The organism is Reyranella sp. (assembly GCF_004297405.1).
In the GTDB taxonomy this organism is placed as follows: Bacteria; Pseudomonadota; Alphaproteobacteria; order Reyranellales; family Reyranellaceae; genus Reyranella.
This window is the reverse complement of the sequence record NZ_SCVC01000003.1, coordinates 43990-69615: the sequence shown is the minus strand read 5'-3', so window position 1 is coordinate 69615 and position 25626 is coordinate 43990. Positions and strand designations below refer to the sequence as shown.

Annotated in this window: 27 protein-coding genes; 15 read left to right on the top strand and 12 right to left on the bottom strand. The window is 63.1% G+C overall.

All coding sequences use genetic code 11. The features are described from left to right. Positions 1–114: 114 nt before the first annotated feature. The 4 genes from EPO50_RS00905 to EPO50_RS00890 all read left to right on the top strand — a co-directional run bounded on the left by EPO50_RS00905 (position 115) and on the right by EPO50_RS00890 (position 5900). Complete coding sequence (locus EPO50_RS00905; protein ID WP_296340756.1) at positions 115–639, top strand: RNA polymerase sigma factor; 525 nt, start codon at positions 115–117, stop codon at positions 637–639. A gap of 107 nt (positions 640–746) precedes the next feature. Further along, a complete protein-coding gene (locus EPO50_RS00900) occupies positions 747–1706 on the top strand; it encodes a FecR domain-containing protein (RefSeq protein WP_296340755.1) in 960 nt (319 codons plus the stop codon). Positions 1707–1824: 118 nt separating this feature from the next. Continuing rightward, on the top strand, positions 1825–4329 hold the full coding sequence (locus EPO50_RS00895) for a TonB-dependent siderophore receptor (protein ID WP_367268016.1): 2505 nt from the start codon (positions 1825–1827) through the stop codon (positions 4327–4329). Between the two features lie 17 nt (positions 4330–4346). Continuing rightward, positions 4347–5900, top strand: coding sequence for a PepSY domain-containing protein (locus EPO50_RS00890; RefSeq protein ID WP_296340754.1), 1554 nt, complete (start codon positions 4347–4349; stop codon positions 5898–5900). Here the strand turns inward: EPO50_RS00890 and EPO50_RS00885 are convergent. From EPO50_RS00885 to ccoN, 9 genes are read right to left on the bottom strand one after another with little or no spacing between them, the layout of a single operon-like run. Further along, positions 5848–6042: a hypothetical protein gene (locus EPO50_RS00885; RefSeq protein WP_296340753.1), complete on the bottom strand. Its 195-nt coding sequence runs from the start codon at positions 6040–6042 to the stop codon at positions 5848–5850. The two genes, EPO50_RS00890 and EPO50_RS00885, sit on opposite strands and share 53 nt — an antisense overlap. Positions 6043–6052: 10 nt before the next feature. Next, positions 6053–6193 carry a cbb3-type cytochrome oxidase assembly protein CcoS gene (gene ccoS, locus EPO50_RS00880; RefSeq protein ID WP_296340752.1) on the bottom strand — a complete coding sequence of 47 codons (141 nt, stop codon included), beginning with the start codon at positions 6191–6193 and terminating at the stop codon, positions 6053–6055. Further along, positions 6193–8580: a heavy metal translocating P-type ATPase gene (locus EPO50_RS00875; RefSeq protein WP_296340751.1), complete on the bottom strand. Its 2388-nt coding sequence runs from the start codon at positions 8578–8580 to the stop codon at positions 6193–6195. Before EPO50_RS00875 ends, ccoS begins: the two co-directional genes overlap by 1 nt. Next, complete coding sequence (locus tag EPO50_RS00870; RefSeq protein WP_296340750.1) at positions 8577–9053, bottom strand: FixH family protein; 477 nt, start codon at positions 9051–9053, stop codon at positions 8577–8579. Before EPO50_RS00870 ends, EPO50_RS00875 begins: the two co-directional genes overlap by 4 nt. Positions 9054–9065: 12 nt before the next feature. Beyond that, entirely contained in the window at positions 9066–10553 is a 1488-nt protein-coding gene (gene ccoG, locus EPO50_RS00865) for a cytochrome c oxidase accessory protein CcoG (protein ID WP_296340749.1), read from the bottom strand. 18 nt (positions 10554–10571) lie between these two features. After that, a complete protein-coding gene (ccoP, locus tag EPO50_RS00860) occupies positions 10572–11432 on the bottom strand; it encodes a cytochrome-c oxidase, cbb3-type subunit III (RefSeq protein WP_296340748.1) in 861 nt (286 codons plus the stop codon). A gap of 13 nt (positions 11433–11445) precedes the next feature. Further along, entirely contained in the window at positions 11446–11595 is a 150-nt protein-coding gene (locus EPO50_RS00855; protein WP_296340747.1) for a cbb3-type cytochrome c oxidase subunit 3, read from the bottom strand. A 10-nt stretch (positions 11596–11605) separates the two neighbouring features. After that, positions 11606–12331 (bottom strand): cytochrome-c oxidase, cbb3-type subunit II, encoded by a 726-nt coding sequence (ccoO, locus tag EPO50_RS00850; protein WP_296340746.1) that lies wholly within the window; start codon positions 12329–12331, stop codon positions 11606–11608. 11 nt (positions 12332–12342) lie between these two features. After that, complete coding sequence (gene ccoN, locus EPO50_RS00845) at positions 12343–13806, bottom strand: cytochrome-c oxidase, cbb3-type subunit I (RefSeq protein ID WP_296340745.1); 1464 nt, start codon at positions 13804–13806, stop codon at positions 12343–12345. A gap of 124 nt (positions 13807–13930) precedes the next feature. Here ccoN and EPO50_RS00840 point away from each other — a divergent pair, with 124 nt between their 5' ends. Then, on the top strand, positions 13931–14752 hold the full coding sequence (locus EPO50_RS00840) for a DUF2189 domain-containing protein (protein WP_296340744.1): 822 nt from the start codon (positions 13931–13933) through the stop codon (positions 14750–14752). Here the strand turns inward: EPO50_RS00840 and EPO50_RS00835 are convergent. Beyond that, entirely contained in the window at positions 14727–15464 is a 738-nt protein-coding gene (locus EPO50_RS00835) for a sulfite exporter TauE/SafE family protein (protein WP_296340743.1), read from the bottom strand. The genes EPO50_RS00840 and EPO50_RS00835 overlap by 26 nt on opposite strands. A gap of 101 nt (positions 15465–15565) precedes the next feature. Between EPO50_RS00835 and EPO50_RS00830 the strand changes: the two genes are divergently transcribed. The 6 genes from EPO50_RS00830 (at position 15566) to EPO50_RS00805 (ending at position 20936) form a co-directional block, all read left to right on the top strand. Beyond that, on the top strand, positions 15566–16402 hold the full coding sequence (locus EPO50_RS00830; RefSeq protein WP_296340742.1) for a universal stress protein: 837 nt from the start codon (positions 15566–15568) through the stop codon (positions 16400–16402). Further along, a complete protein-coding gene (gene hemN / locus EPO50_RS00825; protein ID WP_296340741.1) occupies positions 16402–17745 on the top strand; it encodes an oxygen-independent coproporphyrinogen III oxidase in 1344 nt (447 codons plus the stop codon). Before EPO50_RS00830 ends, hemN begins: the two co-directional genes overlap by 1 nt. 15 nt (positions 17746–17760) lie before the next feature. Beyond that, on the top strand, positions 17761–17976 hold the full coding sequence (locus EPO50_RS00820) for a hypothetical protein (protein WP_296340740.1): 216 nt from the start codon (positions 17761–17763) through the stop codon (positions 17974–17976). A 59-nt stretch (positions 17977–18035) separates the two neighbouring features. Then, the gene (locus EPO50_RS00815; protein WP_296340739.1) at positions 18036–19589 is read left to right on the top strand and encodes a PAS domain S-box protein; all 1554 of its coding nucleotides are present in this window, start codon (positions 18036–18038) and stop codon (positions 19587–19589) included. Further along, on the top strand, positions 19579–20184 hold the full coding sequence (gene fixJ, locus EPO50_RS00810; RefSeq protein WP_296340738.1) for a response regulator FixJ: 606 nt from the start codon (positions 19579–19581) through the stop codon (positions 20182–20184). Before EPO50_RS00815 ends, fixJ begins: the two co-directional genes overlap by 11 nt. A 95-nt stretch (positions 20185–20279) precedes the next feature. Further along, on the top strand, positions 20280–20936 hold the full coding sequence (locus tag EPO50_RS00805) for a helix-turn-helix domain-containing protein (protein WP_296340737.1): 657 nt from the start codon (positions 20280–20282) through the stop codon (positions 20934–20936). A 15-nt stretch (positions 20937–20951) separates the two neighbouring features. On the opposite strand, the gene EPO50_RS00800 is transcribed toward EPO50_RS00805, so the two are convergent. Beyond that, positions 20952–21353: a translational machinery protein gene (locus EPO50_RS00800; protein ID WP_296340736.1), complete on the bottom strand. Its 402-nt coding sequence runs from the start codon at positions 21351–21353 to the stop codon at positions 20952–20954. Further along, positions 21350–21559, bottom strand: a complete 210-nt coding sequence (locus tag EPO50_RS00795; protein ID WP_296340735.1) for a hypothetical protein — start codon at positions 21557–21559, stop codon at positions 21350–21352. Before EPO50_RS00795 ends, EPO50_RS00800 begins: the two co-directional genes overlap by 4 nt. A gap of 203 nt (positions 21560–21762) precedes the next feature. Here EPO50_RS00795 and EPO50_RS00790 point away from each other — a divergent pair, with 203 nt between their 5' ends. From EPO50_RS00790 to EPO50_RS00775, 4 genes are all read left to right on the top strand, one after another. After that, positions 21763–22905: an acyl-CoA dehydrogenase family protein gene (locus tag EPO50_RS00790; RefSeq protein ID WP_296340734.1), complete on the top strand. Its 1143-nt coding sequence runs from the start codon at positions 21763–21765 to the stop codon at positions 22903–22905. A gap of 193 nt (positions 22906–23098) precedes the next feature. Further along, complete coding sequence (locus EPO50_RS00785; protein ID WP_296340733.1) at positions 23099–24073, top strand: tripartite tricarboxylate transporter substrate binding protein; 975 nt, start codon at positions 23099–23101, stop codon at positions 24071–24073. A gap of 160 nt (positions 24074–24233) precedes the next feature. Next, positions 24234–25091: an IclR family transcriptional regulator gene (locus EPO50_RS00780; RefSeq protein ID WP_296340732.1), complete on the top strand. Its 858-nt coding sequence runs from the start codon at positions 24234–24236 to the stop codon at positions 25089–25091. Positions 25092–25246: 155 nt separating this feature from the next. Further along, positions 25247–25615, top strand: coding sequence for a DUF6152 family protein (locus EPO50_RS00775; protein ID WP_296340769.1), 369 nt, complete (start codon positions 25247–25249; stop codon positions 25613–25615). Positions 25616–25626 lie beyond the last annotated feature (11 nt).

Genomic DNA, 25626 nt, shown 5'->3' with positions numbered 1-25626 from the left:
ATTGCCAATTTGAGCTGATCTTCCTGGGCAAGGCCAAGGCGATCGTTTGTGGCGTGGGCTTGCAGATGTCCGGCGGATGATTCTATAGAGAATTGCGAATCATTCGCATTTGGAATGGATCTTTTGGCGCCGCTGAATTCCTCGCTTTCCGTCTATCTGGAGCATCGGGACGAACTCCTGAGATATGCGAGTCGAATCCTCCATGATCGGGCAGGCGCAGAAGACATTGTGCAGGAAGCGTGGTTCCGGTTCTCGTCACGCGATCCCGATGCCGCCGAGATCACGCAACCGAAGAGCTATCTCTTTACGATTGTCCGCAATCTGGCGCTGGACTGGTTGAGGCGGGCTTCAAACAGTGTGGTAGCGCCATCGCCTGGCGTTTCATTGGACAGCGTTGCGAGCGATGTGCCGTCGGCGGAACATGTCCTTTATTATCGAGACGAGCTGAAAGGACTGCAGGCCGCACTCTCCGAGCTGCCGGAAGGCACGCAGATGGCCTTCCGTTTCCATCGTATTGAGAAACGAACCCTCCAGGAGACGGCTGAATTGCTCGGCATCTCACTCGTAGCAGTTCATAAGCGCGTAAAGCGCGCTACGCTGCACTGCGCTAGGCGAATTTATGGAATTGAAGAAGATTGATGCCAAGCTACCTTTAGTGGCTGGTTAAAATTCGCGGACGTGACACGTCTTCAAGGTAAGCGCTGTAAAATGCACGACAAGACAGGATATCGGTGAGGAGCAGTAGCGTGAGCCCAGCGCCGAACAAGGGGCAGTCCCTTCGCGGCCAGGTGATCGACTGGCATTTCCGCCTCGAATCCGCGCCGGACGATCAGGCTTTGCGCGCTGAGTTCGACGCGTGGCTGGCTCAGAGTGACCGTCATCGGAAAGCCCATGAAACCATACAGTCGATCTGGCACGATGCTGAGCAGCTGCAGCCAGCAGCGCCGGCGCGCCAGCAAGCAGCGAACGTTGCGAAGCTCCAGCACCCTCGACCAAGGTCACGTCGTTTTTACTACGTAGCCGCGTTGGCGGCTTGTCTTGCTATCCTGATGCTGCCGGCGGTTCAGCTCCGCCTTGCAGCCGATCATATGACGGGCATTGCCGAACTGCGGGAGCTCATGCTCGACGATGGCAGCCGCGTTACCCTGGATGCGGCTAGCGCCATAGCAGTCGACTTTTCGACCGCACGCAGATCGATCAAGTTGTTGTCCGGGCAGGCGTTTTTCGAGGTTGTTTCCTTGCCAGACCGCCCTTTCGTGGTGACGGCATCCGACGTGAATGTGACGGTGACAGGGACATCGTTCAGCGTTGGAACATCGGATATGGGTGTCGGGGTAACGGTTGAGACTGGCAATGTCCGCGTAAGTCGAGACGGCAAGGAGCTAGCGGGCTTGGTGGCTGGCGAGCGCTTGCGAGTAGACCCGGATGGGGTGGCAGCTCAGGAAAGCGTCAATCCGGGCGATGCCGCTGCCTGGCGAAGTCAACGTTTCATCGTGCACGAGGCAACTGTTCGTGAAGTTGTCGAACAGATCGGTCGGTATGTCCCGGGTGCGATCATTTTCCGTGATCAACAGGTTGCGGACAGGCGCGTGACAGGCGTGATCGACCTCCGTCGACCTGACGAAGCCCTTCATGCCGTTGTGAATTTGCAGCAGGGAAAGATCCTGCAAATCTCGCCGTACCTTACGGTGATTTCGGCTCGATAGAGTAGGGCATTCCGGCAGCCAGGTTGTCGTCGGCTCTTTTTTTGCCGCACAGGTTAAAATGCCAGGGATCACTGCGTCACACCCCTGAGGCGTTCGCGGAGAACGCGCGTCACAATCCGTGATCCCGCCGGCACGGTTGCTTGGGGGATTCTCGGTGTCATCGATTACGGCGAAGGCCCTGGCGGGTCGTGAGGTTGTCTCTGCGGCTTGGCGATGGGGGGCCGTGTTTGGCCTTTTGGTTGGCTTGCCATCTTTCGGCGTCCGCGCTCAGGAATCCGGCCCGCAAGAAGCGCAGACGACCCGAAGCATTTTCTTCGCTATTGCACCTCAATCCCTCTCTTCCGCTTTGACGGACTTCGGACGCCAGTCCGGTCTTCAGATCGTCGTGGAGCCCGCAACGGTATCAGGCCGCACAAGCAGCGGAATCTCCGGCACGATGACAGCCGAGCAGGCAATCCAACGCCTTCTCGCCGGTACCGGTATCTCCTATCGCTTCACCTCTGCGAACTCAGTCTCGGTCGGAGCGACCGGATCGACGGGTGGCGCCATACAGCTCGATCCGGTGCAAGTGCAGGCGGGTGTGCCACCACAGGCGATGATCGACAACATCCCGCCAGCCTATGCCGGTGGTCAGGTTGCGACCGGCGGACAACTGGGCCTGCTTGGCAACCGCGACGTCATGGACACACCGTTTAACCAGACGAGCTACACCGCCAAGAAGGCGCAGGACCAGCAGGCGCAGAACATACGCGACGTGCTGATCGACGATCCGTCGGTGCGCATCGTCCGGCCGACCGGCAACAACGGCGCGCAGAACATGATGATCCGCGGCTTCACCGTCGAAAGCATGGACATCGCCTATGGCGGTCTCTACGGCCTGCTGCCGACCTATTCGGTGGGTGTCGAACTCGCCGAACGCATCGAGGTGCTGAAGGGGCCGAGCGCGATGCTGAACGGCATGGCACCCAGCGGCGCCATCGGCGGCACCATCAACGTCGTGCCCAAGCGCGCCCACGACGAGCCGATGAATCAGGCGACGATCGCCTACAGCTCGAACGCGCAGTTCGGCGGCGCCATCGACATCGGCCGCCGCTTCGGCCCGGAGAAGGAAGTGGGCGTGCGCGTCAACGGCTCCTACCGCGCCGGCCAGACGGCGGTGCTGTGGAACGCCGAGGAGACGGGGCTGGGCTCGATCGGCGTCGACTATCGCGGCAACGGCTTCCGGGTCTCCGTCGACGGCGGCTACCAGTCCCAGTACATCAGCGGCGGCATCGGCTACGTCAGCGTGGCGCCGGGGGCGCAGGTACCGGGCGTGCCGGACCTCAACAACAACTTCATCCTGCCCTGGACCTTCACGACCACCCAGGACCTGTTCGGCGCGCTGCGGGCCGAAGTCGATGTCTGGCCGAACGTGACGCTCTACGGCGCCATCGGCGCCCACGACAATCGCTGGGCGTCGCTGTGGTCCGGCGATCCCATCGTCACTAGCCTCAACGGCAACGCCACGCAGACGCCGCTGTACAACACCTCCTACGAATCGAAGTGGACGAGCGAGATCGGCCTGCGCGGCGAGGCCCGCACCGGCCCGGTCGATCACACCTTCGCCGTGAGCGCGATGCGCTATCAGCAGGTGTTCGGCTTTGGCCGCGGCATCGGCACCGCCTACGCCTCGAACATCTACACGCCGAACGTCATCGCGCGGCCCAACATCACGACCATGTCGCCGCAGAAGTCGAGCACGCTACAGCTCACCAGCTTCGCCATCGCCGACACGCTCTCGTTCGCGGAGAAGCGCGTCCAGCTCACGCTCGGCGCGCGCTACCAGCAGATCACCGGCGAGAACTTCGATCTCGTCTCGGGCAACCGGACCTCGAGCTACACCCAGGATGCGCTCAGCCCCTCGGTGGCGCTGGTCGTGCGGCCGTGGAAGCAGGTCTCTTTCTACGGCAACTTCATCCAGGGACTGCAGCCCGGCACGGTCGTGGGACCGACCTTCACCAATGCCGGCCAGATCTTCCCACCCTACCAGTCGACGCAGTTCGAGTTCGGCACCAAGATCGACTGGGGCAAGTTTACCACCACGCTGAGCGCCTTCCAGATCAGCCAGCCCAGCGCCGTCGCCAATATCGCCACCAACACGCTCACACAGAACGGCCTGCAGCGTAACCGCGGCATCGAGATCAACATGTTCGGCACGCCGACCGAGGGCGTGCGGTTGCTGGGCGGCGCGATGTTCCAGGAATCGATCCTGGTCAGCACGGCCGGCGGCGTGAACGACAACTGGCAGGCCGCCGGCGCACCCAACGTGCAGATCAACCTGGCGGGCGAATGGGACACGCCTTTCGTGCCGGGCCTGACGCTCGACGGCCGCATCATCTACACCGGCACGCAGTATGTCGGGCTCACTACGCCGCGGCTCAGCATCCCCGACTGGGTGCGCTTCGACATCGGCGCGCGCTACGTGCTCGACAATGTGAAGAGCCCTACCGGCAAGCCGGTGGCGATCCGGTTCAACGTCGAAAACGTGCTCGACACCAACTACTGGTCGATGGTGTCGTTCAACACGCGCCTCAATGTCGGCACGCCGCGCACCTTCCGGCTGGCACTGACGGCGGATTTCTAGAGCGTCGGTTAGCTGAGATGGAGACCGGCTTCCGCGCCTCCATGAACTGGCTGCATACTTGGGCAGGAGTCGTCCTGGGCGGACTACTGTTCGCCATTTTCTGGATGGGCACGCTTTCGGTGTTCGATCGCGAGATCGACCGCTGGATGGCGCCGATGACCCGGCTCCCGGTGACGGACAAGGCATTCTCCCTCGAGTCACTGCGGCCTTCCTACGAGGCTGCGGCGGCGGCAAAAGCGCCATCCTGGCTTGTGACCCTGCCAACCGAACGCGACCCGGTGCTTCAAGCAATCTGGCGCGAGGCCTCGGGCTTTGTCGTGCGCCTGATCGATCCCGCGACGGGCGCTGCGCTGCCCGATCCGGGCACATGGGGAGGCACGCGCTTCCTTTATCCCTTCCACTACATGCTGCATATCAAGCTCGGCTACTGGATCGTGGGGGTCGCGGCCATGGCCATGTTGGCGCTCTGCGTCTCGGGTGTGGTGATTCACCGCAAGATCTTCGTCGACTTCTTCACCTTCCGGGCCGGGAGACAGCCGCGCCGGCTGGTGCTCGATCTGCACAATGTCACCGGCGTGCTGGGCCTGCCGTTCCACTTCGTGATCTCCCTGTCTGGGTTGATCATTTTCTATTCCGTTTATTTCCCGGGCACGATTCAGATCGCCTACGACGATGAACCGCGGGCGTTCGCCAGGGAAGCGTACGGACACTATGAGAGGCCGAAGCTCGGCAAACCCGGCGAGCTTGCGTCACTCGACGCCATGGCAACCGAGGCGCTGCGCCGGTGGGATGGCGCGGCGCCGCGATACCTATTCGCCAGGAATCCCGGCGATGCGGCCTCCTCCCTGCAGATCGCGCGGCTCGGCGAGGGTCGCGTCTCCGGCAGCAACGACGTGGTGTATTTCGACACGGCCACCGGCGCACTGCTGCATCAGCGTAGCGAGCCGCAGCCGGTGTTGACGGTGCAGCGCTTCATCTCCGGCCTGCATCTGATCCAGTTTCGCCACTGGACGCTGCGTTGGGTCTACTTTGGGCTAGGCCTCACGGGCTGCGTGCTGATCGCGACCGGCTATCTCTTCTGGCTGGAATCGCGAAGGAAGCGACATGCGCAGCTCGGGCTGCATGGCGTACCCATCGTCGAAGGCCTGACGATCGGCTCTGTCACGGGCATCGTCATCGCCACGTTGGCGTTCTTCGTCGTTAACCGGCTGCTTCCTCTCGGAGTGACCTTTCTCGGCGAGGATCGCGCCGCGCTGGAGATATGGACCTTCTATCTCGTGTGGCTCGCGACCTTCGCCCATGCATGGTTAAGACCGGGCCTAGCCTGGGTCGAGCACTGCTGGGCCATCACCATATTCGCCCTCTCTGCGGTGTTGCTGAACTGGATCACCACCGGTGATCACCCCCTACGCAGCCTGTCTTACCGTCATCTCTGGCCCATCGCTGGCATGGATCTACTGCTGCTGGTCGGCGCGGCGATTGCAGCGCTGACCGCATGGACGCTCCAGCATCGCGCCGCTAAGCCTCACGCTGCGCGTCACTCCCTTCGGCTTCGTCGTAGGCCGTCTTGATCATCCACCAGCAGAACAGGATGGCGAACAGCGAGAGGGCGAGGCCAAAAGCCAGGATGCTGCTGTCGCGTGCCGCGCCGGCCATGAACAGGCCGGCGAGGCCGAGAAGGCCTACGAATACGCCCATAATCCAATGAGACATCTTTCTCTCCTCAATCGTCGTCGAACAGGATGCGGCCGGCAGACCCGTCCGGGTCGTCATATTGACCGTTGCGCAGCGCCCAGAGAAAGGCTGCCAGAGCCAACAGACCGAAGAAGAGGGCCGCCGGTACGAGAATGAGCAGGCTGTCCATCAGTGCACCTGCCGGAAGTCGGGAAGCCGTGGGGAGCGCGGACGGGCACCGAGGCGCAACGAGTTGCCGATCACCAGCAGCGAGGACGAAGACATCGCCACGGCGGCGATCAGCGGCGTGACGTCGCCCAGGATCGCGAGCGGCACCGCAGCGAGGTTGTAGAACAGAGCCAGTGCCAGGTTCTGACGCATCAGGCGATTGGCGCGGCGCGCCACGTGAAGCGTTTCGACGACCGGCTGCAGCGCATCACCCTGGAAAACGGCATCGGCGGCATTCTGCGTCGCTTCAGCAGCTGTCGTTGGGGAGATCGACGCATGCGCGGCGGCAAGGGCTGGCGCATCGTTCAGCCCGTCGCCGACCATGAGCACGCGTTTGCTCTGCGCCGCGAGGCCGGCCAGGTGTTGTGCCTTGGCGGCTGGCGTCACTTCGGCATGCCAGACATCGAAGCCTGCAGTACGTGCGGCGTCCGCCACGGCGGCTGGCCGGTCACCCGAGAGCAGTTCGACCGTAAGGCCGTCGCGATGCAATGCCGCAACGGAGCTTGTGGCGTCGGGACGAAGTCGATCGGCAAAGGCAAATCGAACCGGCTTACGGTCTGGCTCGGCGTACCAGAGTTCGGAGCAGCCATCGTCGACAGGGCTGTCGATGCCGCAGAACCTCGCTGACCCAAGCTGCGTGTTGCCGCTTTGCAGGCCTTCGCCAGGATATTCGACGACGTTCGAGACGGCGGTTGCGTCCGGTATGGCTCGCAAGAGCGCTCGGGCCAGAGGGTGACGGGAATTTGCCGCCAACGCGGCGGCGCGACGCCGAATTTCAAGGTCGGCCGGACCATCAACCAGTTCGGGCCGTCCCAGGGTCAGGGTCCCGGTCTTGTCGAAGACGACATGGTCGACCTGCGCCAGGCGTTCGAGTGCCGTGGGCGAGAGGAGCAGCACACCCGAGCGCAACAGGCGCGTGCCTGCCACAACCTGTACGACCGGCACGGCGAGGGCGAGCGCGCAGGGGCAGGTGATGATCAGCACCGCTGTCGCGATCAGCAGAGCGCGGTCCCAGGCAAGATCTCCCAGCAACATCCAGCCAAGGAAGGTCAGCAGTGCTGTAACATGCACGACCGGCGCGTAGGCGCGCGCGACACGGTCGGCGATCGCGGTGAAGCGAGACCGCCCGCGTTCGGCAGCTTCGACGAGCCGGACGATTTCGGCCAGCAGCGTGCGGTCGCCGGCAGCGGTCACTCGTACACGGATCGGCGCCCCGAGATTGACCATGCCTGCGAACACCTGAACGCCCGGCTCGACAGCCTGTGGCACGCTTTCGCCGCTGATCAGGGCAGCATCGAGCGACGACCTCCCTTCGCTGACGACACCATCGGCGCCCAGACGCTCGCCAGCCGCCACCAACAGCACATCGCCTGGCGTGAGTGCGTCGACACGGCGCGCGGCCGTGTTGCCGTCGGCTGAGATAACCGTGACGCTGCGGGCCGTCAGCGCCAGCAACGCGCGCACAGCATGGCGTGCGCGGCCGCGGGCGCGACGATCGAGGTAGCGGCCGACCAGTAGGAAGAAAAGCAGCGTGATCGCCGAATCGAAATAGGCATGTGGCCTGCCGACCCAGGCTTCGTGCAGGCTGACGACGCAGGCCAGGACAACGCCAATCGAGATCGGAACGTCCATGTTGGTGCGGCCAGCCTTCAGGGCGGTGATCGCCGAACCGAAGAAAGGTCGGCCTGCATAGGCGACAGCCGGCAGGGCGATGGCAGCCGAAAGCCAATGGAAGAGGGTTCGTGTTGCCTCGCCCATGGAGCCGTCATGGCCTGACCAGACAGCCACCGACAACAGCATGACGTTGGCTGCGGCAAATCCTGCGATGCCGAGTGCGCGCAGCAGATCGCGAGAGGCGCGATCGTCGTCGGCAGAGGCCGCGACGATATCGTAGGGTGCCACTCGGAAGCCGAGGGCAGCGACGAGGCCAGCATGGGCATTGGCGTCCTTGGCGGGGCCGCGCCATCCAAGAGAAAGGCGCCGCGTCGAGAGATGTACGCGAGCCTTGGTGATGGCCGGATTGCGCGCCAACAGGCTCTCGATCAGCCAGACACAAGCAGCGCAATCGAGACCTTCGACCAGCAGGTCGAGCGTTGCCTCGTTTCGGCCAGTCACGTGTGCATGGCCGGCGAAGTCGGTTTCGAGCGGCTCCGGCCGGCGGGCATGCCGCTCCTCCAGGCGCCGGTAGAAGGAAGCGAGGCCGGCCGCTCCGATGATGGCGTGCGCGCCGGCGCATCCGGCGCAACAGAACTTGCTGTCGGAGAGTCCGCGTAAGACCTCGCCACAGTGCGCGCAGGTCCGCTCTGCCGGTGCGACGGACGAGGGCGCGAACAGGGCGGCGTCAGTCATTGCAGGAACATCCGGCGCGTCTGCGCGAAGCGCTGGCCGTCTCGCTCGATCACGATGTCGATGTCCCAGTTCCCGCGGGCTGGCAGGTCCACCGTCCCGGCGAGCTGTCCCGGCCCGACAATGGCCATGGCGATGGCGAGCGGTGGTCGCTTTTCCGTGGGTCGGACCAGTTCGACGGTAGCGTGAGCGTTGGTGAGTGGCCGACCGTCGCGATCTAACAAGGTGAGGTCGAGCCGATGGCTCTCCGGTTGCCACCTCGATTCGATGCGCCATCCTAGAATATCCCGGCTTTGCTGGGCGGTGAGGACGTCGTTGTAACGCAGCCCACGATCGCGGGGCTTGGGCGTATAGAGGCCCGAGAATGACCCCACGGCAAACCAGATCATGGTGCCGTTGACCGCGACGACGAGCATGAACCCCAGGACGAAGAGCCAGGGAATGTAGCGACCGCGCGACGCGAGAGTAGTGCTCATCGGCAAGCTCCTTTAACGGACAGGTCCGACAAAGACGGCATCGTGCGAGGCTCGGCGGGCCTGTGACGTCTCGCGCACTTCGAACGTGATGGGCTTGGAGCCCGCGGGCGCCTCCTTCGACGGAACCGTGACAAGCACCCGGAAGGTGCCGACCATGTCGGGGTGCACAGCCAAGGTCGTGGCTCCCGACGCACCGTCAGCATCGGCGCCGACGAATCCCAGCACGGCCGAAGGCAGGCCTTCGATGGAGAGCCGGAAGTGAGCCTCTTCGCGGCGCTTGTTCAGGATCTTGAGGGTATAGGAGTTGCGAATGTCACCGTTGGACAAACGGACATAGTTCGGGCTGCGGTCGCGCTGTACCGTCAATTCTGCGTCGCTGCGCAGCAGGAACGCCACCAGCATGATTGCCGACACGAGGCAGAGCAGGCCCGCATAGAGCAGGGTGCGCGGCCGTAGCGGCCGCCACGCCACGCGGCCAGTGCCTTTGGTCGCGCTGCTCTCCTTGGCATGCTGGTTGGCCAAGGTGTCCCAGCAGATGAGGCCGAGCGGCCGGCCGACCTTGTCCATGGTCTGGGTGCAGGCGTCGATGCAGAGGCCACACCCAATGCATTCGATCTGCTGGCCATCGCGGATGTCGATGCCTGTCGGGCAGACGGCAACGCACAGCCGGCAGTCGACGCAGTCGCCGCGACCGTCCCAGGTATCGCCGGCCTTGTGCTTGCCGCGTTGTTCGCCGCGCCACTTCTGATAGGTGACGCTCAGGCTCTGTTCGTCGAGCATCGCTGCCTGGAAGCGCGGCCAGGGACACATGTAGGTGCAGACCTGCTCGCGCGCCCAACCTGCCAGGACGTAGGTGGTCGCGGTGAACAATCCGACGAAGGTGTAGACTTCGAGTGAGGCCTCACCGCGGAAGATCTTGATCAGCGTGGTCGGAGCGTCGACGTAGTAGAACACCCAGGCGCCGCCCGTCGCCGCTGCGATGACAAGCCAAGCGATATGCTTCAAGCCCTTGCGGGCGGCCTTGGTTGCCGACATCGGCTGGCGGTCGAAGCGCATGCGCTCATTGCGATCGCCTTCGATCCAGCGTTCGACCAGCATGAAGAGATCAGTCCAGACGGTCTGCGGACAAGTGAAGCCGCACCACACACGTCCGAACAGGGATGAGGCGAAGAACAGGCCGAGCGAGGCCAGAATCAGGAGGCCGGTGACGAAATAGACTTCCTGCGGCCAGATGACGACGTCGAAGAACCAGCCGCGCCGGCCATCGAGGTCGATCAGGATCGCCTGGGCGGGTGCATTGGGTCCGCGGTCCCAGCGCAGCCAGGGCACCAGATAGTAGAGGCCGAGCAGCAGGACGAGGACGGCCCATTTGATTCGCCGCCACTGGCCGGCAATCGCGCGCGGGTAAACCTTGATCCGGGTGACGTAAAGCGGCAGCTCGGCCTTCTGTGCGGCGAGCGAGACCGCTTCGTCATCCCGGACCTTTGTGTCGATACCCATGATCCGCCCGCATACTGCCTAGCGGCCGCCGCCCAGCGCGTGGACGTAGATCGTGAGCATCTTGATGGTCGCTTCGTCGAGGCGTCCGGCCCAGGCCGGCATGCTGCCGTTGCGGGCGTAGAAGATCGACCGGTAGATCGCATCACGATCGCCGCCATAGAGCCAGATCCCGTCCGCGAGGCTGGGCGCGCCAAGCTCCTGGTTGCCCTTTCCGTCGGGGCCGTGGCAGGCCGCGCACTGTTCCTGGAAGAGCTGCGTGCCTTCCGGTGTGGCTTTCGCCTTGCCGGACAGGCTCAGCACATAGTCCGTTACCGCGGCGACCTGGGTGCCCGTCAGCAGGCCGTCGACGCCGAAGCGCGGCATCATCGACTGGCGGGACTTGTCGTCGGTATTGCGGATGCCGTGCTCGATCGTGGCGCGGATCTGCTCGAGACTGCCGCCCCAGATCCAGTCGTCGTCCACTAGGTTGGGGAATCCGCGGCTGCCCGCACCACCGGCGCCGTGGCACTGCATGCAGTTCGTCTGGAAAGCCGAGCGACCGCCAGCCATCGCGAAGTTGAAGAGCTCCGGTTCCTTGGCGATATCGGCGAGCGAAGTGGCCCGAATGCGATCGACGAAGCCTGAGCGTGCCTTGGCCTGGGCATCGAGCTCCTGGGTAAGCTCGGCACGGCTCCAGTAACCCAGCATGCCCTTCGCGTGGCCGTTCAGCCACGGCCAGGACGGGTAGAGGGCGCAGTAGACGATGGCGAACACCACCGTGGCGTAGAAGGTATAGATCCACCAGGTCGGCAGTGGCGTGTTCAGTTCCTTGACGCCATCCCACTCGTGGCCAGTCGTGTTCTGGCCCGACAGCGTATCCTTCTCGATCTTGGTCGGCATGGCCGGTCCTTCGTCATTCGTCGTTGAGCGGGATGCGGGCGTCCTTCTCGAACCGGCGCCGGTTTTTCGGACGCCATGCCCAGAAGGCGATGCCGGCGAAGACCAGGATCGCCCAGATCGTCCAGATCGAGGTCAGCAGCTCGCCAAGCGCTTCGAGAGTCATGTCCGTTCCCCTATTGCCGCAGCCGCTCGGGCGGGATGTCGCCGAAGCGCACCAGCGTGCCCAGCATCTGCAAGTAGGCTACGAGCGCATCCATCTCGGTGATCGCCGTCGAGTCGGCGTTGAACTTGCCGACGACGGCCCGCGGATACCGCTTCTCCATCGCTGTCGGATCGAGGTCCGGATTGACCTGCGCTTCGAGGTCGGCGCGGGCGTTGGCGATCATTGCGTCGGTGTAAGGCGTGCCGACCGCACGCAGGGCTTCGAGGTGTTTTGCGATGTCGCTGTAGTCGAGCTTCTTTTCGGCGAGGAACGGATAGGCGGGCATGACGCTCTCCGGCACGACGGCGCGTGGCGAGATGAGATGGGCGACATGCCAGTCGTTGGAGTAGCGGCCGCCGACGCGCGCGAGGTCCGGCCCCGTGCGCTTGGAGCCCCATTGGAACGGCCGGTCGTACATGCTCTCGGCGGCGAGGCTGTAGTGACCGTAACGCTCGACTTCATCCTTGAAGGGGCGGATCTGCTGACTGTGGCAGGTGTAGCAGCCCTCGCGGATGTAGATGTTGCGGCCCAGCAGTTCGAGTGGCGTGTAGGGGCGAACCCCGTCGACCCGCTCGATCGTGGTCTCGATGGAGAAGAGCGGGATGATCTGCACCAGGCCGCCGATCGAGACCGTAATCAGGGTCAGGATCACCAGCAGGATGGCGTTCTTTTCGATCGCCTCGTGACGAATGAACATTTGCGCGTCTCCTAAGCCGCGAGAGCGGGCTGGTGACGCGCGGAAGTCACTACGGCTTCGCTGCGGATCGTGCGCCACATGTTGTAGGCCATGAGCAGTCCGCCGGTCAGGAAGCAGACCCCGCCCAGGAAGCGGATGAAGTAGAAGGGCTGCATGGCCGCGACGGTCTCGACGAACGAGTACTGCAGGAAGCCCAGCTCGTCGTAGGCGCGCCACATCAGGCCCTGCATGATGCCGCTCACCCACATCGCGGTGATGTAGAGAACGATGCCGATAGTGGCGATCCAGTAGTGCCAGCCGATCAAGCGCGTCGACCACATGGCCGGGCGGTTCCACATCTTCGGCACCATGTAGTAGAGCGTACCGAACACGATGAAGGCGACCCAGCCCAGGGCGCCGGAATGGACATGGCCGATTGTCCAGTCGGTGTAGTGGCTGAGCGAGTTGACGGCCTTGATCGACATGACCGGGCCTTCGAAGGTCGCCATGCCGTAGAAGCCGACGGCGGTGACCGAGAAGCGCAGGCCAGGATCGGTGCGCAACTTGTCCCAGGCACCGGAGAGCGTCATCAGGCCGTTGATCATGCCGCCCCAGCTCGGCATCCACAGCATGACGGAGAAGACCATGCCCAGCGTCTGGGCCCAGTCAGGCAGCGACGTGTAGTGCAGGTGGTGCGGACCGGCCCAGATGTACATGAACACCAGGGACCAGAAGTGCACGATCGACAACCGGTAGGAGTAGACCGGACGGTTCGCAGCCTTCGGGATGTAATAGTACATCATGCCGAGGAAGGCGGCAGTCAGGAAGAAACCGACGGCGTTGTGCCCGTACCACCACTGGATCATGGCATCCTGGACGCCCGACCATGCGCCGTAGCTCTTGGAGCCGGTGATCGACACCGGTATCGCCATGTTGTTGACGATGTGCAGGCCGGCGATGGTGATGATGAAGGCGAGGTAGAACCAGTTTGCCACGTAGATATGCGGCTCTTCGCGCTTCAGCACGGTGCCGAGATAGGCCACCAGGTAGGCGACCCAGACGATTGTCAGCCAGAGATCGACGAACCATTCCGGCTCGGCGTATTCCTTGCTCTGGGTGATGCCGAGCAGGTAGCCGGCGGCGGCCGTGACGATGAAGAACTGGTAGCCAAGCAGAACGAACCAACCGAGCGGTGCGCCACCGAACAGGCGGGCACGGCAGGTGCGCTGTACGACATGGAAGGCCGTGCCGATCAGTGCCGTGCCGCCGAACGCGAAGATGGCGGCCGACGTGTGCAGCGGCCGCAGGCGACCAAAGGTCAAATACTCGCTGTCGAAGCTGAGTTGGGGCCAGACGAGTTGGGCAGCGATGACGACGCCCGCCAGGAAAGCAACGACGCCCCAGAACATCGACAGGACAACCGCCGCTCGGATCACATCTTCGACGTAGCGCGGCGCGGGCGGGCGACCGGTATTCAGGACTGCTTGGCTCGACATGCTTTCTCCCCGCGAAGGTCGGGCGGACCCTAGGAGATCGCCACCGGAGAACCTTGATTTGGGTCAAGGCCCGCGTCGGCTGGACCGATATCAAGTGACGCATGCACTTCGAGAGTGAAATGCCATGAGCGAGTCCATTGCGGTTTTCCCCGGACCGCAGCCGCGCATCCGGCGCGTCGCAATCGATCGGCCATGGACCTGGCTGGCGGCGGGCTGGAACGATCTATGGACCGTCCCGGTCATCAGCCTGTCTTACGGTGTGTTCCCCGTTGTCATAGGCTGGCTGGCCATCGCGCTGCTGCTGCGGTTCGACTATCCCTCGCTAGTATTGCCGCTCAGCGCCGGCTTCTTCTTTGTCGGGCCGTTCATTGCGGTCGGGCTCTACGAAACCAGCCGGAGACTCGAAGCCGGCTTGCCTGTCGATGGCGACGCCACCTTGAGTGCCTGGCGTCGCAATGCCGATCAGATCGCCCTGATGGGCCTCGCCCTGCTGTTGCTGCATCTCGCCTGGATGCGTATCGCGCAGCTTCTCTTTGCCATCTTTCCCTGGCAGAGCGTCCCGTCCTGGACCCATTTTACGGATCTGCTCTGGCACGCGACACGCAGCCTGCCATTTCTTGCGGCAGGCGTAGCGATTGGCGCCGTGCTCGCCGCAGTGGCGTTCATCATCGGGGCCTTTTCGATTCCCTATCTCCTGGACCGCCGCTGCTCGAACCTGTTCGAAGCAATCGCCATCTCGGTCGCTGCAGTAAAGCTCAATCCCAAGCCGATGCTCCTGTGGGCCGGGCTGATCGTCATGCTGGTCACCATGGCGATGGTGCCTGGCTTTCTTGGCTTGATCCTCGTGTTGCCGGTCGTGGCGCATTCGACATGGCATGCCTATCGCGACATCGTACGCTTCGAGGCGTTGCCCGAACCTGTTAGAAGCGCTGGCTCGCCAACGTAAGCATCACCAACGCGTTCCCGAGCAGGAGGGGAGCGCTCATCCACCGGCCTGCGCCGCGCAGCTTTCGGCGCATCAGCAGGCCACCCCAACCCACGGCGACCAAGGCAGGCATCGTACCGATCGCGAAAGCTGCCATGGCGAGACCACCGCCCAATCCGGAACCTGTGCCGGCTGCTGCGGCTAGTGCGCCATAGAGCAAGCCACACGGCAGGAAACCAAGCAGGACCCCCAGGCCATATCTCGCGGCATTCCCCGTGGCGCCGGCAAGGGATCCGGCGAGGCGTGACAGCGAGGCCTGAAGGCCGAGTCCATTCATACCCAGCGACAGTCCCAGTGCTTGTGTGATCAGTAACGCCGCTGCCGTGATCAGCAATGCGCCAGACAACCAGCCGAATGCCGCGGTCGAGGCGAAGAGTCCCGTAGCCTCGCCGGCGACCGCTCCCAGCAGCACATAAGTCGTGAAGCGGCCGAGATGGTAAGGCGCGAGCGCGGCTCCGGCGAGCCGACGCCATTCCCCATAGCCGGCCGGTGCTGGCCGATCCGTGTCGGCAATGACCTGCCCGAGCACGAAGGGCCCGCACATGCCCGTGCAATGAATGAGGCTGCCGGCCAAACCGGCGAGAAGCATGGCAACGGGCAATCCGGCAGGATTCGCTGCCGCCGTTTGCAGCCCGTCGCCGCAGAGCGCCAGGAACCGGACAATCGTCTCCATGCCGACAGTAGATCATTTCGGCCCGGCCATGGACTTGACGCAGGTCAAGGCGGTCGCCGTGCGCCGACGGCACAAGGAGGCGTCACCGGAGGAGATTGGCCATGGGATACAAGACGATCCTCGTCCACTGCGATGCCGCGCCCAACGTCGGCCAACGGCTCGTCGTTGCGGCAGAGCTTGCGCAGCGATATGGCGCCCATCTGGTCGGGGTCCATGCCCGTCCGCCATTCGAGGCACCCGTCTTCTTCGAGGGTGGCATGCCGATGGACTCGCTGTTCGCGTCCTACGAGGCTGGCGCCAAGGCCGATGCGGAGGCGGCGCGGGCTGCTTTCGACAAAGCTCTGAAAGGACGACATCTCTCGCATGAGTGGCGGACTGTCGACGGTTTCATCGACAGCGAGCTCGCGATCCAGGCGCGTTACGCCGATCTCACCATCGTCGGGCAGACCGATCCTGATGCCCAAACGCCCACACCCTCCGATCTCCCCGAAGCCGTCGTGCTGGCGACGGGCCGACCCATGCTGATCGTGCCGCATGTCGGCGTGCGTTCACAGCCTGGTGAACGGGTGATGTTGTGCTGGAATGCCAGCCGAGAGAGCGCGCGTGCGGCAGCAGATGCCCTCCCGCTCCTGCAGATGGCGAAGAAGGTCATCGTGCTGGTCGTCGATCCGCATAGCTCGCCCGACGGCCATGGTGCCGAGCCGGGTGCCGACGTGGCGCATTGGCTGGCGCGTCACGGTGTCGATGTCACCGTCCAGCGCGATGTCGCAGCTGATTCGGATGTCGGTGGTGTGGTTCTCTCTCGCGCGGCCGACCACGATATCGACCTGGTCGTCATGGGCCTCTATGGCCATTCGCGCGTGCGCGAGATGATCCTGGGTGGCGCCAGTCGCACGCTGCTGTCCAGCATGACCGTTCCTTTGTTCGTTTCCCACTGATGGACGCCCGCACACTCGCGACTTACGACCGTCCCGTACCGCGATACACTAGCTATCCAACGGCAGCGCAGTTTCACGGCGGTGTCGGCCCGGTCGAGCATCGGACCTGGCTGCAGGACCTCGCCCGCACAAGCGCGACGTTCTACCTGCATGTTCCGTTCTGTGCCCGGCTCTGCTGGTACTGTGCTTGCCATACGTCGGCGGTGAATCGGCCGGGGTCACTCGATGCCTACGCGCGGGCGTTGGCAAAGGAGATCGACCTCGTCGCGGCTGCGGCCCCCGATCTCTGCGTCGGTTCGATCCAGTGGGGTGGCGGTACGCCGTCGCAACTCGGCGTGGACCGGATCGTGTCGGTCGCCAGGCAGCTTGGGGCCCGCTTCGATCGACATTGTGGTGAAGAGACCTCGATGGAAATCGATCCTCGTTTCTGCGACGAGGCACTCGTCGGCGCGCTACAGGAGATTGGCGTTAGTCGCGTAAGCCTCGGCGTTCAGGATTTCGATATCGACGTCCAGCAGGCGATCAACCGGCTGCAGTCGGTCGACGACACGGCAGCAGCGGTCGGTCGGCTGCGCGAGGCGGGCATCCGGCGCATCAACATCGATCTCGTCTATGGTCTGCCGCGGCAGACCCCCGAGACGCTGGCGCGCACGCTCGATGCGGCCTTGCAGTTGGCGCCCGATCGCTTCGCAGTGTTTGCCTATGCTCACGTACCGTGGATGAAGGCACGCCAGAAGCTGATCGATGTCGAGGCCCTTCCAGGCGCGGCCCAGCGGTCAGCCATGTCGGCACTCGTGTCGGAGCGGTTGCTCGCCGGTGGCTATGTGAAGGTCGGGCTGGATCACTATGCACGTCCCCAGGATGCTCTGGCGATGGCGGCAGGACGCGGCCAGCTCCGCCGCAGCTTTCAGGGTTACGTCGCAGAGGAGCAGCCGTGGGTCGTGGGCCTGGGCGCCTCGGCCATCTCGAGCCTGCCCTGCGGCTATACGCAGAACGCTACCGATACGACGCGTTACCGGTCCCTCATGGAAGCCGCCACTTTTGCAACGGCGCGAGGCCTCGAGCTTTGCGCCGCCGATCGCCTGCGCGGCGAGATCATCGAGCGTCTGATGTGCACCTTCTTTGTCGATCTCGGAGAGGTTTGCCACCGTCATCAAGTGTCGTCGCAAGCCCTTCTGGCCGAGATCGAGGCGCTCCCGGCGCTCGTCGATGACGGCCTGGTCGAGAGGGAAGGGGATAGGCTGAGGGTCACCGAGCGTGGCCAGCCGTTGGTGCGCTTCGTCTGTGCGGCATTCGATCATCACTTGCACCATGCCGACGGCCGCCATTCGCGCGGTATCTGAAGGAAGGGTTTGGTCATGAGCACACATCAGCTGGTCGCTGGGCATGTCGAGGCGGCGCTTGCCGAGGCTGGCAGCAAAGGAATCTCCGACGACGTCGTCGCACGGTGCCTCCTGTCGGAGGCGATACGGATCTTCCAGCGCAGCCGTCCGAACGACGACATTGCGGCAGAGCTGACGGCCGCCGCCGACAACCTCGATGAAGCCAGCCCCCTTGCTTTCATCAGGCCTTGAAGCGGCTTGTCCGTGTTGCCGCCGGCCATGCTATCGTGGCTTGGAAAGGCATTGCATCGATGAGTCAGTCCTCCCATTTCGCGACGTCGTCGGAGGAAGTTGCCGCCGTCGTTGCAGCGTCGGCTCACGCGCAGCTGCTCTTGAGGCCGGATCTGCGTATCATCACGGCAAGCGACGGCTATTGCGCTGCGCTGGGGCTCGGGCGCTCGGCGCTGGTCGATCGGACGCTCGACGAGGTCTTCGCACCGGGCCCAGGGCTGGATATTCTCAAGTCATCCCTCGAAGCAGCGCGCGAGACACACCGTCCGCATCGCAACGACAGGCCCGGCCGACTGCTGGCGCAATCGACAACCGGAAGCGTCGCGGGCTTGTCGCTTGCCGAAGCCGTCAGCAGCCCTGTGCTGGCGTCCGACGGCACGGTGATGTGGTTGCTGCATGGTGCGGCGCTTCCCGGTGAGGCCGGTCGCACTCATCTGGCTCAGGCCCTGGAAGCAGCGGAGGCCCGGCTGAGGTCGGTTCTGCAGACCGTGCCAGACGCCATGATCATCATCGATGAGCGGGGGCGGATCGAGTCGCTCAGCACGACGGCGGAGCGATTGTTCGGCTTCAGCACCAGCGAAGTCGTTGGGCAAAACATCAGCATGCTGATGCCATCGCCCTATCGCGAGCAGCACGACGCTTATATCGAACGCTATCTGTCGACCCGCGAGCGGCGCATCATCGGTATTGGTCGCATCGTCGTCGGCCAGCGCAAGGACGGCACTACCTTTCCCATGCATCTTACGGTCGGTGAACTGCAAGCCGGTGAACGGCACCACTTTACCGGTTTCATCCGAGATCTCACAGATCAGCAGATGACGGAAAGCCGCCTCAAGGAGCTGCAGTCCGAAGTCACGCACATGTCGCGCTACACGGCGCTCGGGGAGATGGCCTCGACTCTGGCGCACGAAATCAATCAGCCTTTGACCGCAATCAGCAATTATCTGAAGGGCTCGCAGCGCCTGATCGATCGCCTTGACGGGGAACCGGTGCCTCAGCTGCGCGACGCTGTCGGAAAGGCCGCTGAGCAGGCGTTGCGTGCCGGCCAGATCATCCGTCGCCTGCGCGAGTTCGTGTCGCGCGGTGAGAGCGAGCGCCGGATCGAGAGCCTGCCCAAGCTGATCGAGGATGCGAGCACGCTGGCACTGGTCGGCATCAAGGAAGCCGGTGTCGAGGTGCGTTTCCGGCTCGACCCTCGAGCAGACCAGGTTCTGGCGGACCGCATCCAGATCCAGCAGGTCCTCGTGAACCTGATCCGAAATGCCATCGAGGTCATGGCCGACAGCGAACCGCCGCGCACGCTGGATATTGCGACCGCGATCGGATCAGACGATACGGTCGAGGTGAGTGTCGCCGACACAGGCGGCGGTCTCGCTCCTGAGATCGCTCACCATCTCTTCCAGCCATTTATGACAACCAAACGCAAGGGCATGGGGCTGGGGCTCTCGATCTGCCGTACGATCGTCGAAGCACACGGCGGAAAAATCTGGGTAGAGGCGCGTGCCGGCGGCGGCACCGTCTTTCGCTTCACGTTGCGTGGCCTTGGACGGCAAGAGGCAGGTCATGGCCGCTAGCCAGGTTGTGCACGTCATCGATGACGACGCCGACGTTCGTCAATCGTTGGCCTTTCTGCTCAGTACGGAAGGGCACGCCGTCCGGGTACACGACTCCGCGCTGGCTTTCTTGAAGGCACTTCCCGACGCGCAGGATGGCTGCGTCGTTACCGACATTCGCATGCCCGAAATGGACGGGCTGGAACTTCAGCGCCGCCTCAACGAGCTGAAGGCAGGATTTCCTGTGATCATCATGACCGGGCATGGCGATATATCGCTTGCTGTGACGGCGATGAAAGCCGGTGCCGTCGATTTCATCGAGAAGCCGTTCGACGACGAAGCACTCTTGTCGGCAGTCCGGACGGCGCTGGCTCGGCATGCCACCGACAGCGAGCGCCAGGCGCGGTTGGCGGCCGTGCAGAGCCGCCTTGCGGCGCTGTCGGCGCGCGAGCGCGAAGTTCTGCAGGGGCTTATCGCAGGTAAGGCCAACAAGGTGATCGCTTACGATCTCGGCATCAGTGCACGTACCGTGGAAGTTCACCGGGCAAACGTGATGACGAAAATGCAGGCCGACAGCCTTTCCGAGCTCGTCCGAATGGTGCTTGCGGCTACGTAGAATCCCTTAGATCAAGACCTGAATAGTTGCCCGCCGGCAGGAGGGATATCGATCTGCATCGACAGCGCTTCCAGCTCAAAGCCCGGGAGATACCGATGCAGACCCTCGCGAACGTTATCCGGATGCCCACCCCTCTCGTCGTGAGGGGCGCTGCGTCGGCCGGGGTGCTGGAGGTATTGAGAAAGGGTGAGGAGCTGTTTGCCGAGGGCGACGCTGCCGACTGGTTTTACAAAGTCATGACGGGCGCCATACGGACCAGCAAGTTGCTGAGTGATGGCCGGCGGCAGATCGGCGCCTTCCATCTCGCTGGCGAGATTTTCGGGTTGGAGGCCGGTGAGGTGCATCGGTTCACGGCGGAAGCACTGGCTGGCGCCACGGTTCTGGCCTTTCGCCGGACATGTCTGGAGCTGTCGGCTCACGATAGTGAGGCATTGCGCGAAGAGGTTCTCGCGTCGGCAATTCGCAGTCTCGATCGCGCGCAGGAGCACATGCTGCTGCTCGGACGCAAGACGGCACAGGAAAAGGTCGCTGCCTTCCTTCTCGATATGGCCGATCGTATGCTCGACGGCGAGGGCCCGTTCGAATTGCCCATGTCGCGCTCCGATATTGCCGACTATCTCGGCCTGACCATCGAAACGGTATCGCGGACGCTCAGCCAGTTCACGCGTGACAGCCTGATCCGGTTACCTGCCGCCAGCCGATGGATCGAACTCTGTAATCTGCACGCGCTACGGCAGCTCAACGTCTCGTAGATATCAAGAAGGCACTCATCCAACGGCTGTGTTGGGTCGCATCCGGTCGATGGCCTTGAAGGCACGACGCGCCTGGCTGAGCAGTTCCCCATCGGTCGGATGATCCATTGCCTCGACGCTCACGAGTTTGGCGTGAACCCACGGCATTGTCTTCTCGACATGACGAACCAGCTCGAGCTTGGCCTGCGCCGGGCCAACCAGGAGCCACTCTGTGGTGCCACGCAGAGCATCGATGATGTGATCCATAAAACTCAGATCGAGCGCCATGTGGCCTGAGCCCATGACGCCAGCCTTGTGATGAACCTGCCGAAACGGATTGTGCGCCTTGATGGTGTCCTGCTCGACTTCGGCGGCATTGAAGCGGAAGATCCGGGCTTCCCTGGTATCCATCCAGACAATGGCATGGCTATGGGTCATCTCAGTTCCTCGATATGTCGTGGCAGGTTTGCTGTCGTCAGCTGCCGGTCAGCCAGAAGCCGGCCGTTGCGCGGATCGACGATATGCAGGCGGCGGCACGCCAAGCAGTGCTGCCCGACATAGGTTGGCAGCGGCGAGTTAGCCTCCTCGAAGCTTCCCTGGACGTTGTAGCCCGTGCTGGGACAGCGGAAGACGAAGGTCTGCATGTGGCGAGCCGTAGCGTCTCGGGAGATCCGGTGCCTTGATCCAGCGCAAGCGAGAATGGATGACGGCCGGACCGGCGTGCCGACGGGCGGTACAACGTGCGGATTTTTCAGTGATCTCCGGCTTGATCCGTTGACCTCCATTTTGGATACGGGCACTTTTTTCCAGCAGAAGTGAATTCACTATTGAGAATGGCTGTTGGCTTATGGATTTCTCCTTCTCAGAACAGCAGGTCGCCGTGCGCGACACGGTCAGGCGCCTGTGTCAGTCGGAGCACCAGCGACTGGTCGTCGCCGCGGAAGAGAGCGAAGTTTTGCCACGCGAGGTGTTCGCGCGCTGGGGTGAGCTTGGGCTTCTGGGCGTCCGCTATCCCGAAAGCGACGGCGGCAGTGGGCTCGACAAGATCAGCGACTGCATCGTGCGCGAGGAACTGAGCTACATGAGCCAGGGATTCGCGTCGAGCTGGTCAGCGCATAGCCACCTCGGCATCTGGCCGATCTGGAAGATCGGCACTGAAGAGCAGCGCGAGCGCTTCTTTCGGCCCGCTGTGGCGGGGAAGAAGATCGCCGGTTTTGCGCTCAGTGAACCCGACGGCGGCTCGAACATCCGCGCGCTCAAGACCCGCGCCGAACGTACCGCCGGCGGCTGGAAGCTCAACGGCAGCAAGCTCTACATCACCAACGCGCCGATCGCGGATTTCCTGCTCGTTGCAGCCCGCACCGCCCCCGAACTCAGGGGCGACGCCATCAGCCTGTTCATCGTCGAGCTGCCAGCCAAGGGCATGAACATCGACAAGCTGAAGAAGGAGGGCATTCGCGCGTCCGAAACCGGCCTGATCCATATCGAGGATGTGTTCGTGCCCGACGATTGCGTTCTTGGCGGTCGCCTGGGGACCTATCCGGTGATCCTGGAGTCGCTGAGCGAGAACCGTGTCGGTGTTGCCGCCAATGCCCTCGGTATGGCGCGCGCGGCCTTCGATGCGGCCACGGCCTATGCTCAGGATCGCGTGGTCGCGGGCAGGCGCATCGGTGACTACCAGGCGATCGGTCACAAACTCGCAGAGATGTCGGCCCAGATCGAGGCGGCCAAATGGCTCGTCTATTACGGCGCCTGGCGTGTCGACCAGAATACGCTGGACGCAGCGACCGCCGCGCGGGTCAAGCTGATCGCGAGCGAGACCGCGGTGGCTGTCAGTGAACAGGCGATCCGCATTCACGGTGGCGCCGGGATCATGCGCGAGTATCCGGTAGGCCGTATTCACCGTGACGCACTGGTCTACGTGATCGGTGAAGGCACCAGCGAAATCCAGAAGAACATCATCGTGCGCGAACTCGGCTTCAAGCCCTGAGAGATCGAGTGTCCTTCACGAAATCAAAGAAACGAGATGACCGACTTGTGAGCTGCTACTGGCCGGTGCCGGAGTGGCTTGCCAACCAATCGAGTTCACTATTGAGAATAGTATTCTCTTAGAAGAGAATTTGCTGTCGCATCTCGATACAAAAAAGCATCAAGACAGAAAAGACATAAAAGGAGGAAACCCCATGAAAATTGCTCACTGGTTCGCTGGCCTCGCTGCCGCTGCGGGCCTCATGGCTGCCGTACCCGTCACGGCGCAACCCTATCCGAACAAGCCGATCAAGCTCATCGTGCCTTTCGCGGCCGGTTCCGGAAGCGACATCCTCGCACGTATCCTCTCCGAACCGCTGTCTCAGGCATTGGGCCAACCGATCATCATAGAGAACAAGCCCGGGAACAACACGACACTGGGCACCGAGATGGTCGTGGCAGCAGCACCAGACGGATACACGCTTGGGCTCCTGACCAATTCCGGCCTTGCCGCGAGTCCTGCCGGCCTGACCAGCGGGGTCCGCTACGATCCGGCCAAGGATCTGAGCTATGTCACGCTGGTCGCGTCGGTCAACTACGTCTGGCTCGTCAACAACGACGTCAATGCCAAGACTGCACCCGAGCTGATCAATCTGATCAAGGCCAATCCGGGAAAGTACAATTACGCGAGCGGTAACACGGGTGGCATCGCCTACGGTGGTTACATCAAGAATGCCCATAAGCTCGACATGACGCACGTGCCCTACAAGTCGACGCCACCGGCGCTGGCCGATGTGGTCAGTGGACACGTGCAAGTCATGGTGGCCGATGTGCCCGCTTCGTTGAGCATGATCCGGGCTGGCAAGATCCGGCCGGTCGGGGTGCCGTCAGCTCAACGCTATCCGATGCTGCCTGACGTGCCGACCTTCGCGGAGAGCGGCCTGCCGACTCCGCCGAACATGGATGGCTGGTGGGCCCTTGTCGCGCCGGCCGGCACGCCCGACGAGATCCTCGATCGCTTGAACAAGGAGGTGGTCAAGGTCCTCGAAACGGAGTCGATCAAGACGAAGCTGCTGCAAAGCAGTTTGATGCCGACGCCGTCGACGCGCCAGCAGGTGGTGCAGTATCAGAAGGATCAGCTCCAGGTGTGGAAGACCATCGTGAAGGACCTCAATCTCAAGGTCGAGTGAGGAGGGGCATGGCACGCTGATTGCCGGTGGATCTTCTCGATCCGTCGGCAATCAAGCTCGCCGGGCTCGGCTGACCGGCAAGCCCGTCGATGGTCTGGCCCGGCGATAGTGACGCCGACATCGTTCAGCTCTGCATTCGGAGGGATGGCGATCATTTCCGATGCAGAATAATGTGGCCAACCATTGCCCGAAATGCTGCGCGACACTCTGGATGTCACGAACGATTGCCATGCCAAGTGAAAAGCCGGCGCCCGAGAAACTCGTTGGTGCCCTGATCGGTGGCCTCGCCGTACTGCGCTACCTCGCGGCGGCGCAGGCTCCCGTTGGAGTCAGCCGGATCGCGCGGGACCTAGCGCTCAATCCGAGCACCTGTTTCAACCTCCTCAAGACGCTGGTGCACGAAGGGCTCGCGGTATTCGACGAGACCACCAAGACCTACTCCGTGGGACTGGGTCTGCTCGCGCTGGCCAAGGGGACGCTGGAGCAGGCGAGTTACATCGCGATGGTCCGGCCGCATTTGCGTGAGATAGCCGTAAACCATCGCGTGACCTGCACCCTGTGGCACGTGATGAGCGGCGAGCGCGTGGTGCTGGTCGATCGCGCCGATAACGATGCTGCAATCCGGGTCCACATGAGCATCGGCCAACGCCTGCCGATGTACATCGCTGCACTAGGCCGGGGCATGGCTGCGCATTCGGGATTGACCACGTCGGAGTTGCGCTCGCGCTTCATCAAGCTGCGCTGGGAGGGTGACCTGGCTTTCGATACCTACCTGGCTGAGGTCGAAGATACGCGTAAGCGCGGCTACGCCGTCGATCAGAGTCATTACGTAAGGGGCGTGACTACGGTTTCGTCCGTGGTGCTCGACGCGCGAGCCAAACCGCTGATGGCGATCAGCGCCGTTGGCTTCGGCGCGCAGATGAACAAGGCCGACGTCAGGGCGCTCGGTGGAGATCTGCGCGACCGCGCAGCCGCAATCTCGTTCGCGATGGCTGGTCAGCATCGCCCCCGCAGCTGAGGGGCCTGCCGACGGGGTTGTTGCTCGACAAGTCGTGACAACATCTCGATCATCGTCGTTGCTATGATGCCTCTGGTCTGGACGAACACGGATTTCCGCCACGGAGGAAAAAGATGCCCGCTGTGATGACCGATAATTACTTAAGCCGACGTCGCATGGTCCTGCTTTCGGCGGGTATTGTCCTCGCCGGGTCGAGCCAGCCGGCATCCGCTCACCACGGCTGGTCGTGGGCCGAAGATGCGCAGACTGAGCTGAAGGGTACTATCCGCTCCATTTCGATGGCGCCGCCACATCCTTCCCTGCAGGTGACTGCCGCCGACGGCGTCCTCTGGCAGATCGACCTTGGCAATCCCAACCAGACGGAGCGCTCGGGGTTCACCGCGACGTCCGCCAAGCCAGGCGATGCGATTGTCATCCTCGGCAATCGTCACCTGGACAAAACCAAGATGCAGATGAAGGCCGTGCGTATCACGATCGCTGGGAAGAACTACGACCTGTATCCCGAGCGGATCCGTACGAACTGAGTCTGGTGTCC

What these genes read in the sequence shown, in the direction of transcription:
- EPO50_RS00780 (WP_296340732.1), top strand. Translation starts at nt 24,234, where the DNA reads ATGCAGAATAATGTGGCCAACCATTGCCCGAAATGCTGCGCGACACTC.
- EPO50_RS00870 (WP_296340750.1), bottom strand. Translation starts at nt 9,053, where the DNA reads ATGAGCACTACTCTCGCGTCGCGCGGTCGCTACATTCCCTGGCTCTTC.
- EPO50_RS00855 (WP_296340747.1), bottom strand. Translation starts at nt 11,595, where the DNA reads ATGACTCTCGAAGCGCTTGGCGAGCTGCTGACCTCGATCTGGACGATC.
- EPO50_RS00820 (WP_296340740.1), top strand. Translation starts at nt 17,761, where the DNA reads ATGAGCACACATCAGCTGGTCGCTGGGCATGTCGAGGCGGCGCTTGCC.
- ccoG (WP_296340749.1), bottom strand. Translation starts at nt 10,553, where the DNA reads ATGGGTATCGACACAAAGGTCCGGGATGACGAAGCGGTCTCGCTCGCC.
- EPO50_RS00815 (WP_296340739.1), top strand. Translation starts at nt 18,036, where the DNA reads ATGAGTCAGTCCTCCCATTTCGCGACGTCGTCGGAGGAAGTTGCCGCC.
- fixJ (WP_296340738.1), top strand. Translation starts at nt 19,579, where the DNA reads ATGGCCGCTAGCCAGGTTGTGCACGTCATCGATGACGACGCCGACGTT.
- EPO50_RS00885 (WP_296340753.1), bottom strand. Translation starts at nt 6,042, where the DNA reads ATGTCTCATTGGATTATGGGCGTATTCGTAGGCCTTCTCGGCCTCGCC.
- ccoS (WP_296340752.1), bottom strand. Translation starts at nt 6,193, where the DNA reads ATGGACAGCCTGCTCATTCTCGTACCGGCGGCCCTCTTCTTCGGTCTG.
- EPO50_RS00905 (WP_296340756.1), top strand. Translation starts at nt 115, where the DNA reads ATGGATCTTTTGGCGCCGCTGAATTCCTCGCTTTCCGTCTATCTGGAG.
- ccoO (WP_296340746.1), bottom strand. Translation starts at nt 12,331, where the DNA reads ATGTTCATTCGTCACGAGGCGATCGAAAAGAACGCCATCCTGCTGGTG.
- EPO50_RS00790 (WP_296340734.1), top strand. Translation starts at nt 21,763, where the DNA reads ATGGATTTCTCCTTCTCAGAACAGCAGGTCGCCGTGCGCGACACGGTC.
- EPO50_RS00835 (WP_296340743.1), bottom strand. Translation starts at nt 15,464, where the DNA reads ATGGAGACGATTGTCCGGTTCCTGGCGCTCTGCGGCGACGGGCTGCAA.
- ccoP (WP_296340748.1), bottom strand. Translation starts at nt 11,432, where the DNA reads ATGCCGACCAAGATCGAGAAGGATACGCTGTCGGGCCAGAACACGACT.
- hemN (WP_296340741.1), top strand. Translation starts at nt 16,402, where the DNA reads ATGGACGCCCGCACACTCGCGACTTACGACCGTCCCGTACCGCGATAC.
- EPO50_RS00830 (WP_296340742.1), top strand. Translation starts at nt 15,566, where the DNA reads ATGGGATACAAGACGATCCTCGTCCACTGCGATGCCGCGCCCAACGTC.
- EPO50_RS00785 (WP_296340733.1), top strand. Translation starts at nt 23,099, where the DNA reads ATGAAAATTGCTCACTGGTTCGCTGGCCTCGCTGCCGCTGCGGGCCTC.
- EPO50_RS00840 (WP_296340744.1), top strand. Translation starts at nt 13,931, where the DNA reads ATGAGCGAGTCCATTGCGGTTTTCCCCGGACCGCAGCCGCGCATCCGG.
- EPO50_RS00875 (WP_296340751.1), bottom strand. Translation starts at nt 8,580, where the DNA reads ATGACTGACGCCGCCCTGTTCGCGCCCTCGTCCGTCGCACCGGCAGAG.
- EPO50_RS00775 (WP_296340769.1), top strand. Translation starts at nt 25,247, where the DNA reads ATGGTCCTGCTTTCGGCGGGTATTGTCCTCGCCGGGTCGAGCCAGCCG.
- EPO50_RS00890 (WP_296340754.1), top strand. Translation starts at nt 4,347, where the DNA reads ATGGAGACCGGCTTCCGCGCCTCCATGAACTGGCTGCATACTTGGGCA.
- EPO50_RS00795 (WP_296340735.1), bottom strand. Translation starts at nt 21,559, where the DNA reads ATGCAGACCTTCGTCTTCCGCTGTCCCAGCACGGGCTACAACGTCCAG.
- ccoN (WP_296340745.1), bottom strand. Translation starts at nt 13,806, where the DNA reads ATGTCGAGCCAAGCAGTCCTGAATACCGGTCGCCCGCCCGCGCCGCGC.
- EPO50_RS00805 (WP_296340737.1), top strand. Translation starts at nt 20,280, where the DNA reads ATGCAGACCCTCGCGAACGTTATCCGGATGCCCACCCCTCTCGTCGTG.
- EPO50_RS00800 (WP_296340736.1), bottom strand. Translation starts at nt 21,353, where the DNA reads ATGACCCATAGCCATGCCATTGTCTGGATGGATACCAGGGAAGCCCGG.